We start from the raw sequence: 13,752 nt of genomic DNA on the forward strand, positions 1-13,752 counted from the left end.
CGCTCCTTCCCCGCCCCCGGCTCCCTGCTCCCCGCTCCGTCCCGTGCTCCTCCTCCGGACGACCGGTTCAGTCGTGCGCGACGACCGCGACCGGTGCCGCGGAGTGGTGCAGCACGGCGTGGGTGATCGGCCCGATGCGGATGCCGAACGGGTTGTGGCTCACGCGCCGCCCGACCACGACGAGCGAGGCCTCCCGTGATGCGTCGATGAGCCGGATGGACGGGCTGCCGCCGAAGGACTCCTCCACGACGTCGACGTCCTCGAACTCCGCTCTCCAGGGGCGGAGCACCTTCGCGAGCGCCGCGGTCCGTTCCTCGGCGATCACCTGGTACACGTCCGGATCGGCCGGCAGTCCGTGGACGTAGTACGGCGGCAGGTTCCAGCCGTGCAGGACGCGCAGTCCGGTGCCCCGCCGGGCTGCCTCGGCGAACGCGAAGCGGACCACCGCGTCGTCGGCCCGGTCGGCGTCCATGCCGAGCAGGACCGGCCGGTAGCGGGTCGCGGCGGACGGGATGCCCGTGGGATCCGGCTCGTGCTCGTCGGCTGCCTGTTCCCCGGCACGGACCAGGACGACGGGCCGCTCGGTACGGGCCACGACGGCGAGACCGACGGAGCCGACCAGGAATCCGGCGAAGCCGCTCATCCCGCGGGAGCCCAGCACGAGCAGTTCGGCGTCCTCCGCGGCCTTGGCCAGCACCTCGTGGGGCCGGCCGGTGACCCGTTCCGTGGTGACCTCGACCCCGGGGTGGCGCAGTCGCAGCCCGGCCGCGGCCTCACCCGGCGTGGTCCCCCAGCCGTCGGGCGGGAGCGCCTCCGCCTCGCCTCCCCACTTCCCCGGCCGGCCGGTCTCCGCGCCGGGGAACGGCGCCTGGGCGACGGGCTCCGGAAGGGGCTCTCGGACCTCGACCAGCCGGAGCTGCAGACCGCGCAGCTTCGCCTCGCGGGCCGCCCACTCGGCGGCGGCCCTGCTCTCCGTGGAATTGTCGAAGCCGATGGTGATGGTGCGGGGCATGGCGTGTACCTCCTGCTGTCAAAACCGCCGGTCGGAACGGGTCGGGCTGCTGGTCAAACCGGTGCCGCTGTCGCTGGGACCACCTTCAGTATCGGTGGGCCGGATGGCGGCCGGCAGGGGCCACAGGTCCCCGCGAGGGCCGAAGGTCCCGCCCCGGTGCGGGGGCGCCGGTGCGGTGAGGCCGGATGCCTTCGATCAGGGCCGTACGGCCCATGGCCCCGGCGGCGGTTCCGCAGGAGGCTGGAACCGCACCGGAACCACCCCGCACACCGCACCGGCAGCCCGTCCCACCTCGTATCCCGTATCCCGTAAGGGAGGCCGCGATGTTCGTTTCCCCGTCCCCCGGCATGCCGCGCGCCCTGCCCGCCGAGCACCGGGCGAAGCTCCTGGAGACCGCTCGCGAGGTGTCCTTCCCGCAAGGGACCCGGCTGTTCGAGGAGGGTGGCCGCGCGGACCGGTTCTGGGTCATCCGTACCGGTACCGTCGAGCTCGACATGCATGTGCCCGGCCGCCGGGCCGCCGTCATCGAACGTCTCGGGCACAACGAACTCGTCGGCTGGTCCTGGCTGTACAGCCCGCACGTCTGGCATCTGGGCGCAGAGGCGGCCACCCCGGTGCGGGCCTACGAGTTCGACGCCGCGGCCGTCCGCGCGTTGGTCGAGGACGAGCCGGCCCTCGGGCGGGAGCTCGCCCTGTGGGTGGGTCATGTGGTCGCCCACCGGCTGCACTCCGCCCGGGTCCGGCTACTGGACCTGTACGGCCCCTACGGGGCGGGCAGCGGCGTCTGAACCGGACACCGGGCCCGCGGCCCGGGGCGGCAGGCCACCGCCGGCAGGTGTCAGCCGCCCGGACGCAGGGTCCAGACGACCGTCATCTCACCGGTCACCGCACCGTCCTCGCGCCGGATCTCGATCGACACCGGGAACTCGGGGCGCCGGCCCTCGTCCAGTTCGGCCACCACCTCGGCGGCCGGCCGGCCCAGGGTCGCGGTGGCGGTGACGGTGCCCGTCGCCAGCTTCCGGTAGGCGATTTCCGCGCGGACCGCGAGCGGCACCGCCCGTGCCAGCTGCTCCCCGAACGCGGCGAGCACGATGGCACCGCTCGCCGACTCCCCCAGGGTGAACATGGCGCCGGCGTGCGGGCCGCCCACGTGGTTGTGGTAGTCGTCCTGGTCCGGCAGGGACACCACGGCCCGTTCCGAAGTGGTCTCCAGGAACTCGAGGTTGAGGGTGCGGGCCATGGGCACCGTGGCGGCGAGCATCTCGCCGATGGTCATCCGGTCGTCACTCATGACCACATGTTACTCACGAGTAGGAGCGGCTGGCCAGGCCCTGGACCGGAGATGCGCGACCGCACCGGCCCCGACGACGTGCGCTCGCTCCGGGTCGCCTCCGGATCGCTTCCGGCTCTTGGTTGCTACGTCCCTGTCAACGGGCAGTGACCGAATCGTGTCACTGGCCGGGCTAGGGTGGCTCACCATGTGGCCAGGAAACCAGCCGCCCGGGGGCGAGCAGAACCCGCAGTCGAGCAATCCGTACCAGCAGCCGGGGTACCAGCAGCCGGGGTACCAACAGTCGAATCCGTACCAGCAGCCCGGCGCCCAGCAGCCGAGCCCTTACGCGCAGCAGCCGCAGCAGTGGGGGACGCCGGACACCGTGGGCATGCCCACGCCGCCGCAGGGCGGGGGCGGCGGGAAACAGACGAAGATCGTGGCCGCCGTGGCCGCGGCGGCCGTGGTCGTGGCCGCCGGTGTCACCGGCTTCCTGGTGCTGGGCGGCGACAAGGACGACACCGCCGGCAAGAAGGACGCGAAGCCGTCCGTGAGTGCCTCCGAGGAGCCCTCCACGGAGCCGGGCGACTCCGCCTCCGGCTCCTCGGACGACAACCCACGGGGCGGTGACGACGAGAAGGCGACGGTTCCGGGCTGGCAGGTGGTCACGAACACGCGCTTCGGCACCAAGTTCGACGTCCCCGCCGACTGGGAGATCGAGGACCCCGGCACCAGCGTGGGCTTCGAATGGGAGGAGAAGGACGGTGAGCTGGACCGCACCACCGTCACCGCCCCGGCCTACCTGAAGTCCAAGTGGTGCACGAGCGACGACGACAAGGACGGCCGCGAGGACGACACCGCCCTCGTCACCGCCGGCACCCGCGGCGAGAACGGCGCCAAGACCTCGGACCAGGCCGCGGAGACCCGTGTGCCCTGGTGGATCTACGGCGGCTACACGCAGCCCGACAAGAAGAGCGTGAAGTCCGAGAAGCCGAAGGCGTACACGACCGCCTCGGGCCTCAAGGGCAGTGTCACCACGGCGTACTCAAAGGACACGCCCCAGAACGGCAAGTGCGACAGCGAGGGCAAGGCGATCACCTTCGGGTTCAAGAACGGTGCCGGGGACTTCGTCACCTGGAACCTGTACGGCGCCAAGGACGTCGACGACGAGATCCCGGAAAAGACCGTGCAGAAGATCCTCAGCACGGTCCGCCTCACCGAGGAAGCTCCGACCGAGTCGTAGCGGACAGGGTGGCCGAGCACTCCTCCGGCCGCCTCCCGCCCGCGGGGCGACGGGGAACGGCGGGAGGAGCCCTCGGCGCGGGTGGCGGCACATTTGGCAAGTCGGCCCCGCCCCGGCGATAGTCACGAGGTGCCGACCACCGCCTCCTCCCCCCGCCGTCCCGCCTGGGCGGGCCGCAACTACACACTGCTGACCGCCTCCGCCGTGGTGACGAGCCTGGGCAGTCACGGCGCGCTGATCGCCTCCGCGTTCGCGGTGCTGGGCGCGGGCGGGGACGGGGGCGACGTGGGCCTGGTGGCCGCCGCCCGCACCCTGCCGCTGGTGCTGTTCCTGTTGATCGGCGGCGCCGTCGCGGACCGGCTGCCGCGCCACCACGTGATGGTCGCGGCCAATGTCCTCAACTGTGTCTCACAGGCCGCGTTCGCGGCGCTGGTCCTGGCAGGCGAGGCCCGCCTGTGGCAGATGATGCTGCTCAGCGCACTCGGCGGAGTCGGCCAGGCGTTCTTCGGGCCGGCCGCCGAGGGCATGCTGCTCTCCTCGGTCGAGGGCGAGCAGGCCGGCCGGGCGTTCGCGGTGTTCCGGATGGCGATGCAGGGCGCGACACTCGGCGGTGCCGCCCTCGGCGGCCTCATGATCGCGGCGATGGGGCCGGGCTGGGTGCTCGCGGCGGACGCGGCGGCCTTCGCGGCCGCGGCGGCCCTGCGGGCCTTCCTCGACGTGAAACACATCCCCCCGCGTGCCCCGGGCGGCGGTCTGCTCGCCGACCTCCGGGACGGCTGGCGGGAGTTCTCCGGCCGGCCATGGCTGTGGGGCATCGTCATCCAGTTCTCCGTCGCCAACGCCGTGGTCGGCGCCGCCGACGCGGTCTACGGTCCGCTCGTCGCCCGGGATCATCTGGGCGGCGCGGCCCCATGGGGTCTGGCCCTGGCCTTCTTCGGGGCGGGCACGGTGCTGGGCGCGCTGCTGATGACCCGCTGGAAACCGCGCCGCCTGCTGTTCGTCGGCACCCTGTGCGTGTTCCCGCTGGCCCTGCCGTCCGCCGCGCTGGCCGTGCCGGTACCGGTGGCGGTGCTGTGCGCGGTGATGTGCGTGACCGGGGTGACCGTCGAGGTGTTCGGGGTTTCCTGGATGACGGCGCTCCATCAGGAGATCCCGGAGGAGAAACTGTCCCGGGTGTCGGCCTACGACTGGTTCGGGTCCGTCGCCCTGGTGCCGGCCACGATGGCTCTGGCGGGCCCCGCCGAGACCGCGTTCGGCCGTACGGAGGCGCTGTGGGGCTGCGCCGCGCTGGTCGTCGTGGTCACGGCGGCGGTGCTGTGCGTGCCGGACGTACGCCGTCTGCGGCGCCGGACGGTGCCTGTCGCCGGGGCGGCCCCGGTCACCGGGGAGAGGTCAGCCGATGCCGAACGCCCCGTCGGGGGGCTCGGGTGACGGTACGGCGTCCTCGTCCCGCACCGGCCGCGCCCCGCCGGTGAAGTCCCGCAGGGCCGCACCGTGCTCGACGCGGGCCGGGAAGGCGTCGGCCGCGGTACGCCGGGCCAGGGCGGCGAGGTCGAGGGGCCGGTGCGCTGCGGCGAGGACGGCGTTGCCGAAACGGCGCCCGCGCAGCACCCCCGGCTCGGCGATCAGCGCCAGCTCCTCGAACACCGTTCCCAGCGTGGCCAGTTGGGAACGCAGGAAGGCGAAGGGGGCCGCGTCGGCGAGGTTGCCGAGGTAGACGCCGTCGGCCCGCAGGACGCGGGCGGCCTCACGGGCGTACGCGACGGAGGTCAGATGCGCCGGGACACGTGGGCCGCCGAAGACGTCGGCGACGAGGACGTCCGCGGAGGCGTCGGGAGCGGCCTCCAGCCAGGCACGGGCGTCCGCGGCGTGCAGCGTGATGTCCGCGCCCCCGGGCAGCGGCAACTGCTCGGCGACCAGGTCCAGCAGCTCCCGGTCGAACTCGACGACGTCCTGCCGGGAGCCGGGGCGGGTCGCGGCCAGGTAGCGGGGCAGGGTGAGCGCGCCACCGCCGAGGTGCAGCGTGTCCAGTGGGCGCCCCGGCTCGGCGAGGATGTCCAGCACGTGCCCGAGCCGCCGGGTGTACTCGAACTCCAGATGGGCCGGCTCGTCCAGGTCGACGTAGGACTGCGGTGCCCCGTCGACCGTCAGCAGCCAGGCCCGTTCCCGGTCGACGTCGGGCATCAGCTTCGCGGTGCCGTGACCGACGGCGCGGGTGACGGGCATCGGCTCGTTCATCGTCCCATTGTGCCGTCGCACGACCGGGTGCCCGCCCCACACGGGTGCGGGCGCCCGGCGTGCCACCCGGGACCGGCCCGGGACTCGGGGCCGGGGGTTCAGGCGACCGCCGTCACCGTACCGGCCCCGACGGTCCGCCCGCCCTCACGGATGGCGAAACCGAGCCCGGGCTCCAGGGGTGTCCCGCGCCCCAGCTCCACGGTCATCGTGACCGTGTCGCCGGGCCGCGCGACCGCCGCCTCCCCGAGGTCGACGTCGCCGACGACGTCCGCGGTGCGGATGTAGAACTGCGGCCGGTAGCCGGTCGACACCGGAGTCGCACGGCCGCCCTCACGGGCCGACAGCACGTACACCTGTGCCGTGAACCTCCGGCTCGGCACCACGCTGCCCGGCGCGGCCACCACATGTCCGCGTCGCACCGCGTCCCGCGGCACCCCGCGCAGCAGGAGCGCCACGTTGTCCCCGGCCTGCGCCTCCTCCATCGGCTTGCCGAACGTCTCCAGGCCGGTCACCACGGACTCCACCCCGGCACCGGGCACCTCGACGCGGTCGCCGGGACGGACCGTGCCGCGCTCCACCGCGCCGGTGACCACGGTGCCCCGGCCCGTGATGGTGAGCACGTTCTCCACCGGCAGCAGGAACGGCGCGTCCACGTACCGCTCGGGCATGGGCACATAGGTGTCCACCGCGTCGAGCAGGGCGTCGATCGACGCCGTCCAGCGCGGGTCGCCCTCGAGCGCCTTCAGTCCCGAGACCCGCACGACGGGCGCGGAGTCACCGCCGTAGCCGTGCGCGGAGAGCAGTTCGCGGATCTCCAGCTCGACCAGGTCGGTCAGCTCCTCGTCACCCGCGTCGGCCTTGTTGAGGGCGACGACGATGTGGTCGACGCCCACCTGCCGGGCGAGCAGTACGTGTTCGGCGGTCTGCGGCATGATCCCGTCGAGCGCGGAGACCACGAGGATCGCCCCGTCGAGCTGCGCGGCGCCGGTGACCATGTTCTTGACGTAGTCGGCGTGGCCGGGCATGTCGACGTGCGCGTAGTGCCGGGTGTCGGTCTCGTACTCGACGTGCGCGATGTTGATGGTGATGCCGCGCGCCGCCTCCTCGGGAGCCCGGTCGATGCGGTCGAACGGCACGAAGCCGGCGGAGCCGCGCCCGGACAGGACCTTGGTGATGGCGGCGGTCAGCGTGGTCTTGCCGTGGTCGACATGGCCCATCGTGCCGATGTTCAGATGCGGCTTGGTGCGGACGTACGCCGTTTTGGACATGGCGGTACCTCGGAGTCTCTCGGTGATGACGCGTGATCGGCCCCGGCGCGGCGGGATGGGCACGCGGCCGGGACGGGGACCCCGAGGAACCTGCCGACCCTCCCCCTGGGGGGTCCGCCGGACGTTCCGGGGAGGGTCAGCTTCGGGCGCCGTCGACAGCGACAGCACCAGCGACTGTGAGCGCTGCGGGAGCTTCGGGAACCGCGGTTCCCGCGGGAACACGGACGGCAGCCTTCGGGGCATCCGCGGTGGCGGATGCTGCGAGGAGGAAGGCGTGCCGGAACATGTCGTCGATTCTGGCGACCGCGGCGCCGGGCGTCGAATGGTTTTCCGCAGTATGCGCGCGGGCCGTCATACGCGGTCGTCGCGCGCCGGGTGTTCCGGCCGCTGTGTCACGTATGAGACGCACGCTACGGCGTTCGGTCACATTCGTCGGTTAGTGTCGCCGGATGCTCGATGCCACCAACCGCTCTGGGGGCACCGCCACGGCCTCTCCCCGGGCCTCCGCCGCACAGCTCACCACCGTCGTCCCCGCGGCGGTCCCCTCGGCGGGCCTCAGCGCCCGCTGCGCCAGAGTCCTGCTGTCCCCCTGGGCGCGCCTGTCCCTGCTGGTCACGCTGCTCGCCTCCGCGGCCTCGGCCATGCTGCTCCTGGAGCCGCAGAGACTGCTGACCGACGGCCTGCCGCCGCAGCTCGGCGGCGCCGCGGCGGTCGTGGCGTACGCCGTGGCCTACGGGGTGTGCACGGTGGCGTTCGTACCGCGCCCGGTCCTGAACCTCGCGGCGGGCGCGTTGTTCGGCAGCCAGTTGGGGCTCGGCGCCGCGCTGGGCGGCACGGTGCTCGGTGCCGGGCTGGCGTTCTGCCTCGGGCGGGCGCTGGGCCAGGACGCGCTGCGTCCACTGCTGCGAGGGCGCTGGCTGAAGGCGGCGGACAGCCAGCTGAGCCGGCACGGCTTCCGCTCGATACTGGCGGCGCGGCTGTTCCCGGGGGTGCCGTTCGCCGCGTCGAACTACTGCGCCGCCGTCTCGCGGATGGGTCTGCTGCCGTTCCTGCTGGCGACGGGGCTCGGCTCGGTCCCGAACACCGCCGCCTACGTCGTCGCCGGTGCCCGCGCCTCGACGCCGACGTCCCCGGCCTTCCTGATCGCGCTGGCCTGCATCGCCGTGCCGGGTCTGCTGGGCTCGGTGGTGGCGTGGCGCAAACGGCACCAACTGCGGGCGCAGTGAGACGCCGCCGGGCGCCGGCCCGGCCTTCTGCCCGGCCCCTGGAGTCAAAGCCGTCATCTTGGGGCGCTACTGTTCGCACTCGGCACGCGTGATCGTCGCTCACTGCACACGGCACTTCGGCGTGCCCGTCCCCCTCTTCCGCGATCGGCATTTGGACACCACTGCCTCATGTCTTGGTTTGAATCCCTCATCCTCGGACTCGTCCAAGGGCTGACCGAGTTCCTCCCCGTCTCCTCCAGCGCGCATCTGCGGCTGACCGCGGCCTTCTCCGGCTGGGAGGACCCGGGCGCGGCGTTCACCGCGATCACCCAGATCGGTACCGAAGCCGCCGTGCTGATCTACTTCCGCAAGGACATCGCGCGGATCCTGTCGGCCTGGACCCGCTCGCTCACCGACAAGGAGCTGCGCCGGGACCCCGACGCGCGGATGGGCTGGCTCGTCATCGTCGGCTCGCTCCCGATCGGAATCCTCGGCCTGACGCTGAAGGACCAGATCGAGGGGCCGTTCCGCGACCTGCGGCTCACCGCGGCGATGCTGATCGGCATGGGCATCGTCCTCGGTGTCGCCGACCGGCTTGCGGCGCGGGACGAGCAGGGCGGCCGGCACCGCACACCAAAGCAGCTCAAGTCGCTCGACAACCTGACCGTCAAGGACGGCCTGGTCTACGGGTTCTGCCAGGCCATGGCGCTCATCCCGGGTGTCTCCCGCTCCGGCGCGACCATCAGCGGCGGTCTGTTCATGGGCTACACGCGCGAAGCAGCGGCCCGCTACTCCTTCCTGCTCGCGATTCCCGCCGTGCTCGCCTCCGGTCTCTACGAACTGAAGGACGCCACCGAGGGCGGTCATGTCACCTGGGGCCCGACGATCTTCGCGACGGCCGTCGCCTTCGCGGTCGGCTACGCGGTGATCGCGTGGTTCATGAAGTTCATCAGCACCAAGTCGTTCATGCCGTTCGTGTACTACCGCATCGCCCTCGGTGTGGTGGTGATTGTGCTGGTCAGCATGGGTGCGCTGAGCCCGCACGCGGGCGAATCCGGCGGCTGAACCAGGGCCGCGCAGGTAGCGCTATCTAGCATTTCCTAGCGCCTGATTGCAGCGCCACGCCATGATCATCTCCCACTTGTCTCCCACTCATCTCCCACCGGGGAGGCGGGATACGCCCTCTTAGGGCGTGTGCGTCCGCAACGTAGGGGATGACGCGGAAGGGCCCGCACTCCGTGCGGGCCCTTCCGTATAGAGGGTGGAACGGGTCATCTGAGGTTCGGACCTTGACCCTGGTTTTTGGACACCGGAGAGACTTGGATCTTGCTGATCCAGGAGAACGGAGTCCCCATGGGGATGAAGCACTACCCCGCCGAGTTCAAGGCGGACGCGGTCGCGTTGTACCGCTCGAGGCCGGGAGCGACGATCAAGTCGGTCGCCGGTGATCTCGGAGTGAACACCGAGACACTGCGGAACTGGATCCGGGCCGCCGACGGGCGCCGCCCCGGCGTCCACTCCGCGCCGTCGGCAGCCGCCCGAGCCGGTACCGACGACGTTCAGGCGGAGTTGGCCGCCGCACGCAAGCGGATCCGTGAGCTGGAGGAAGAGCGCGACATCCTCCGCAAGGCAGCCCGGTATTTCGCGACGGAGACGCGCTGGTGAACCGCTTCCGGTTCGTCGCCGACCACCAGCGTCGTCACGGCGTGAAGCGGCTCTGCGGCATCCTCGGCCTCTCCCGGTCGAGCTTCTACTACTGGCGCCGCACCGCGGCTGCGAGGGCGGCCCGGCAGACCGTCGAGGACGGGCTCGTGGCCCGGATACGCAAGGTGCACCAAGACTCCGACGGCACCTACGGAGCGCCCAGGATCACTGCCGAACTCCGCGACCAGGGCGAGCAGATCAACCACAAGCGTGTCGCCAGGATCATGCGGGCCTTCGGGATTGCGGGAGTCCGTCTGCGCCGCCGGCACCGCACCACCGTCGCGGATCCCGCAACGGCGAAGGCACCAGATCTGCTCGGTCGTGACTTCAGCGCGACTGAGGTGAACACGAAGCACGTCGGCGACATCACGTATCTGCCGGTCAGAGGATCGAAGCCGCTCTACCTCGCGACCGTCATCGATCTCGCCTCTCGCCGACTGGCCGGGTGGGCGATCGCCGATCACATGCGGACCGAGCTCGTCATCGATGCCCTTGCGACAGCCCAGAATACCCGCGGGAGCCTGGCCGGAGCGATCATGCACACCGACCACGGATCGCAATACACGAGTCGAGCATTCGCTGAAATCTGCAGGTCAGCAGGGGTATGGCAGAGCATGGGCGCGATCGGGTCCAGCGCGGACAATGCCGCAGCGGAGAGCTTCAACGCCGCCTTCAAGAGGGAGACGCTCAAAGGCCGCAAAAGCTGGTCGAGCGAGCGCGAAGCGCGACTCGATGCCTTCCGCTGGCTGACGCGATACAACACCCAACGTCGGCACTCCCGTCTCGGTCAACGGTCCTCGATCACCTACGAGAACGACCTCCAAGCAACAACAACTACCCTGGCTCCAGCCGCATAGATGTGTTCAGAAACCGGGGTCAAGACCCCCGCTGGCCTGCCCCACCTGCACAGCTTCTGCAACGGCCTCGAACTCGACCGCGCCGCCGTGAACGCCGGCCTCACCCTGCCCCACCACAACGGCCGGACCGAGGGCGTCAATACCCGAACCAAGAAGATCATGCGGCAGATGCACGGCCGAGCAGGATTCGACCTCCTCCGTCACCGCATCCTCCTGCAGTAAGAGGTCGTCTCATTTGGTGAGTCGGCGGTAGCAGATGAGGGTGCAGGCGATGCTGGTGAAGGCTAGGAAGTGCTCGGCTTTGCGTTCGTAGCGGCGGTGCAGTCGACGGCAGCCGGCAAGCCAGGCCATGGTGCGTTCGATCGTCCAGCGGTGCCGGCCGAGTCGTTGGGAAGACTCGATGCCTTTGCGGGCGATGCGGTGGCGGATTCCGCGCGTGCGGAGCCAACGTCGCAGGTGGTTGTAGTCGTAGCCCTTGTCGGCGTGGAGCTTGGCGGGCCGGCGTCGGCGCGGTCCGCGACGGGAGCGGATCGGCGGGATACCTCGCACGAGGGGTTCGAGGGCTTGACTGTCGTGCAGGTTCGCGCCTGAGATGCCGATGGACAGGGGCAGACCGGTCCGCTCGGTGATCAAGTGGATCTTCGACCCTTTCTTGCCCCGGTCTACAGGATTCGGACCCGTCAACTCCCCCCTTTCAGGGCCCGCATGTTCACCGAGTCGATCGCACAGCGAGACCAGTCCAGCTTGCCGCGTGCACCCAGTTCGTCCAGGACCAGGCGGTGCAGTTTGGCCCAGACCCGGGCCTTGCTCCACTCGCTGAACCGCCGGTGGGCCGTCGGCCCCGAGGGCCCGAACGACGGAGGCAACTGCCGCCAAGTACAGCCCGACGTGGCCACGAAGATGATCGCCGCCAGAACTTCACGGTCTCCGTACCGCCGGCGGCCACCGCCCTGCGGCCGCGAGGGAGCGGGCGGCACCACCCGCTCGAACAGTTCCCACAACTCATCTGGCACCAGACGCTCAACGATCCCCACGACGCCAGACTATCGAACAGACCAAATGAGACGACGTCTAAGGAGAACGCACCGTCACCACCGACTACGGAACAGAGCCGAACGTTTTACAGTCCCTCTGGATCACGCTCCCGGCGATGTTGGGCGCCGAGCAGGGGCAGGTCGTCCAGGATGTCGGCGGTGGCGAGGACGCCGTCGAACCGGGCCGCGGGTCGGTTTCGCCCGGCACTGACCACACCGCCGTCGCGCACATCGCGCTGCTTCCCCTCTCCCCGGATCTCACCAATTACCCTGCAGGACCGGTGGATTAGTATCCGACCGCAACAGGACGGTTTGACGTTCGTTTCGGAAGGCAGGAGCAGCAGGGTGAAGCACATCAATCCCGTGGCCCCCGGCGACATCAGGTACGAGGACTTACGACGGGGTGAGAACCTGCGCTTCGTCGGCGAGCCGGACGAGATACACCTGGTGGGTTCGGCCGCTGAAATAGAGCGGGTCCTTTCCCGGGCCGTACGGGCGGGGAAGCGAGTCGCGGTGCGCAGTGGAGGGCACTGCTACGAGGACTTCGTGGCGCATCCCGATGTGCGTGTGGTGATCGACATGTCGCGGCTGTCGGCGGTCGGATTCGACGAAGAGCACGGCGCGTTCGTCGTCGAGGCCGGCGCCACGCTGGGCGCGGTTTACAAGACGCTGTTCCGGGTGTGGGGCGTGACGCTGCCGGGCGGGGCGTGCCCCGATGTGGGTGCGGGCGGGCACATCCTCGGCGGGGGCTACGGCCCGCTGTCGCGGATGCACGGCTCGATCGTCGACTATCTGCACGCGGTCGAGGTCGTCGTGGTCGACGAGTCGGGCGACGCGCGGACCGTGATCGCGACGCGCGAGCCAGACGATCCCCACCATGATCTGTGGTGGGCCCACACCGGGGGCGGCGGCGGCAACTTCGGCGTGGTCGTCAGGTACTGGCTGCGCACCGCCGACACGGACGTACCGCCGGAGCCCGGCCGCCTGCTGCCGCGGCCACCGTCCGAGGTGCTCCTCAACACCACGGCGTGGCCCTGGGAGGGGCTGGACGAGGCGGCCTTCGCGCGGCTGGTCCGCAATCACGGCAGGTGGTTCGAGCAGAACAGCGGCCCCGACTCCCCCTGGTGCGACCTCTACAGCGTGCTGGCGCTGACCCGCAGCCAGTCCGGCGCCCTCGCGATGACCACACAGCTCGACGCGACCGGCCCGGACGCGGAGAAGCGGCTGGAGGCGTACCTGGCAGCCGTGTCCGAGGGTGTGGGCGTGCAGTCGTTCAGCGACACCCGGCGGCTGCCGTGGCTGCACTCGACGCGCTGGCCCGGGATCGCCGGGGACGGCGACATGACCGGCCGGGCCAAGATCAAGGCGGCGTACGCGCGCCGGAGCTTCGACGACCGGCAGATCGGCACCCTGTACGCCCACCTGACCGGCACCGACTACGACAATCCGGCGGGGGTCGTCGCGCTGATCGCCTACGGCGGCAAGGTCAACACCGTCCCCGCGGACCGGACGGCGGTGGCGCAGCGGGACTCCGTCCTCAAGGTCGTGTACGTGACGACCTGGGAGGACCCCGCGCAGGACCCGGTCCATGAGCGGTGGCTCCGCGAGCTGTACCGGGACGTGTACGCGGACACCGGCGGCGTACCGGTGCCCGGCGGGTCGGCCGACGGGGCGTACGTCAACTACCCGGACGCCGACCTCGCGGACGCGGAGTGGAACACCTCCGGGGTGCCGTGGTCCGAGCTGTACTACAAGGGCGCCTACCCGCGGCTGCAGGCGGTCAAGGCGCGCTGGGACCCGCGGAACGTGTTCCGGCACTCACTCTCCGTGCAGGCTCCGTCCGCCTGAAGTGACGTCGAGGGGTACGGGTCTCCCGCGCGGAGACCCGTACCCCTCGGTGCTTCCGCCCCTGCTCCCGGCG

13 protein-coding genes and 1 pseudogene are annotated in these 13,752 nt (G+C 71.0%); 8 read left to right on the forward strand and 6 right to left on the reverse strand.

Annotated elements, in window-relative coordinates; all coding sequences use genetic code 11:
• Positions 1-67: 67 nt before the first annotated feature.
• Positions 68-1,012 (reverse strand): universal stress protein, encoded by a 945-nt coding sequence (locus ACWZEH_RS04040; protein ID WP_456195681.1) that lies wholly within the window; start codon positions 1,010-1,012, stop codon positions 68-70.
• 323 nt (positions 1,013-1,335) lie between these two features.
• Here ACWZEH_RS04040 and ACWZEH_RS04045 point away from each other — a divergent pair, with 323 nt between their 5' ends.
• Positions 1,336-1,800, forward strand: coding sequence for a cyclic nucleotide-binding domain-containing protein (locus ACWZEH_RS04045; protein ID WP_456195683.1), 465 nt, complete (start codon positions 1,336-1,338; stop codon positions 1,798-1,800).
• 50 nt (positions 1,801-1,850) lie between these two features.
• On the opposite strand, the gene ACWZEH_RS04050 is transcribed toward ACWZEH_RS04045, so the two are convergent.
• Positions 1,851-2,303 carry a DUF4442 domain-containing protein gene (locus ACWZEH_RS04050; RefSeq protein WP_456195685.1) on the reverse strand — a complete coding sequence of 151 codons (453 nt, stop codon included), beginning with the start codon at positions 2,301-2,303 and terminating at the stop codon, positions 1,851-1,853.
• A 187-nt stretch (positions 2,304-2,490) separates the two neighbouring features.
• On the opposite strand from ACWZEH_RS04050, the gene ACWZEH_RS04055 reads away from it, so the two are divergent.
• Positions 2,491-3,525 carry a DUF8017 domain-containing protein gene (locus tag ACWZEH_RS04055; protein WP_456195686.1) on the forward strand — a complete coding sequence of 345 codons (1,035 nt, stop codon included), beginning with the start codon at positions 2,491-2,493 and terminating at the stop codon, positions 3,523-3,525.
• A gap of 129 nt (positions 3,526-3,654) precedes the next feature.
• Positions 3,655-4,956 (forward strand): MFS transporter, encoded by a 1,302-nt coding sequence (locus tag ACWZEH_RS04060; RefSeq protein ID WP_456195688.1) that lies wholly within the window; start codon positions 3,655-3,657, stop codon positions 4,954-4,956.
• Here ACWZEH_RS04060 and ACWZEH_RS04065 read toward each other — a convergent pair.
• Together ACWZEH_RS04065 and tuf are read right to left on the reverse strand one after the other, a co-directional pair.
• Positions 4,918-5,763: a spermidine synthase gene (locus tag ACWZEH_RS04065; protein ID WP_456195690.1), complete on the reverse strand. Its 846-nt coding sequence runs from the start codon at positions 5,761-5,763 to the stop codon at positions 4,918-4,920. The two genes, ACWZEH_RS04060 and ACWZEH_RS04065, sit on opposite strands and share 39 nt — an antisense overlap.
• A gap of 98 nt (positions 5,764-5,861) precedes the next feature.
• Positions 5,862-7,031, reverse strand: coding sequence for an elongation factor Tu (gene tuf, locus ACWZEH_RS04070; RefSeq protein WP_456195692.1), 1,170 nt, complete (start codon positions 7,029-7,031; stop codon positions 5,862-5,864).
• Positions 7,032-7,480: 449 nt separating this feature from the next.
• Here tuf and ACWZEH_RS04075 point away from each other — a divergent pair, with 449 nt between their 5' ends.
• From ACWZEH_RS04075 to ACWZEH_RS04090, 4 genes and pseudogenes are all read left to right on the forward strand, one after another.
• The gene (locus tag ACWZEH_RS04075; protein ID WP_456195694.1) at positions 7,481-8,257 is read left to right on the forward strand and encodes a TVP38/TMEM64 family protein; all 777 of its coding nucleotides are present in this window, start codon (positions 7,481-7,483) and stop codon (positions 8,255-8,257) included.
• Positions 8,258-8,425: 168 nt separating this feature from the next.
• The gene (locus tag ACWZEH_RS04080; RefSeq protein WP_456195696.1) at positions 8,426-9,301 is read left to right on the forward strand and encodes an undecaprenyl-diphosphate phosphatase; all 876 of its coding nucleotides are present in this window, start codon (positions 8,426-8,428) and stop codon (positions 9,299-9,301) included.
• Between the two features lie 288 nt (positions 9,302-9,589).
• Positions 9,590-10,797 (forward strand): IS3 family transposase gene (locus tag ACWZEH_RS04085; protein ID WP_456199428.1). Its coding sequence is split into 2 segments (ribosomal slippage): positions 9,590-9,881 and positions 9,881-10,797, totalling 1,209 coding nucleotides; the frame shifts between segments, so codons are not numbered across the junction.
• A 30-nt stretch (positions 10,798-10,827) separates the two neighbouring features.
• Positions 10,828-11,019 (forward strand): annotated as a pseudogene (locus ACWZEH_RS04090) (ISL3 family transposase); the annotation flags it as partial.
• Positions 11,020-11,028: 9 nt separating this feature from the next.
• Here ACWZEH_RS04090 and ACWZEH_RS04095 read toward each other — a convergent pair.
• A protein-coding gene (locus tag ACWZEH_RS04095) for an IS5 family transposase (RefSeq protein WP_456199417.1) occupies positions 11,029-11,825 on the reverse strand; the annotation gives its coding sequence in 2 pieces (ribosomal slippage) (positions 11,029-11,487 and positions 11,490-11,825; 795 coding nt in all).
• Between the two features lie 92 nt (positions 11,826-11,917).
• The gene (locus ACWZEH_RS04100; RefSeq protein WP_456195698.1) at positions 11,918-12,061 is read right to left on the reverse strand and encodes a hypothetical protein; all 144 of its coding nucleotides are present in this window, start codon (positions 12,059-12,061) and stop codon (positions 11,918-11,920) included.
• 115 nt (positions 12,062-12,176) lie between these two features.
• On the opposite strand from ACWZEH_RS04100, the gene ACWZEH_RS04105 reads away from it, so the two are divergent.
• On the forward strand, positions 12,177-13,679 hold the full coding sequence (locus ACWZEH_RS04105; protein WP_360396666.1) for an FAD-binding oxidoreductase: 1,503 nt from the start codon (positions 12,177-12,179) through the stop codon (positions 13,677-13,679).
• Positions 13,680-13,752: the final 73 nt, after the last annotated feature.

Source organism: Streptomyces yamdrokensis, assembly GCF_053890455.1.

Bases quoted from the DNA above. Each gene is read 5' to 3' on its own strand.
- ACWZEH_RS04040 (WP_456195681.1), bottom strand. From the start codon at position 1,012: ATGCCCCGCACCATCACCATCGGCTTCGACAATTCCACGGAGAGCAGG.
- ACWZEH_RS04045 (WP_456195683.1), top strand. From the start codon at position 1,336: ATGTTCGTTTCCCCGTCCCCCGGCATGCCGCGCGCCCTGCCCGCCGAG.
- ACWZEH_RS04050 (WP_456195685.1), bottom strand. From the start codon at position 2,303: ATGAGTGACGACCGGATGACCATCGGCGAGATGCTCGCCGCCACGGTG.
- ACWZEH_RS04055 (WP_456195686.1), top strand. From the start codon at position 2,491: ATGTGGCCAGGAAACCAGCCGCCCGGGGGCGAGCAGAACCCGCAGTCG.
- ACWZEH_RS04065 (WP_456195690.1), bottom strand. From the start codon at position 5,763: ATGAACGAGCCGATGCCCGTCACCCGCGCCGTCGGTCACGGCACCGCG.
- tuf (WP_456195692.1), bottom strand. From the start codon at position 7,031: ATGTCCAAAACGGCGTACGTCCGCACCAAGCCGCATCTGAACATCGGC.
- ACWZEH_RS04075 (WP_456195694.1), top strand. From the start codon at position 7,481: ATGCTCGATGCCACCAACCGCTCTGGGGGCACCGCCACGGCCTCTCCC.
- ACWZEH_RS04080 (WP_456195696.1), top strand. From the start codon at position 8,426: ATGTCTTGGTTTGAATCCCTCATCCTCGGACTCGTCCAAGGGCTGACC.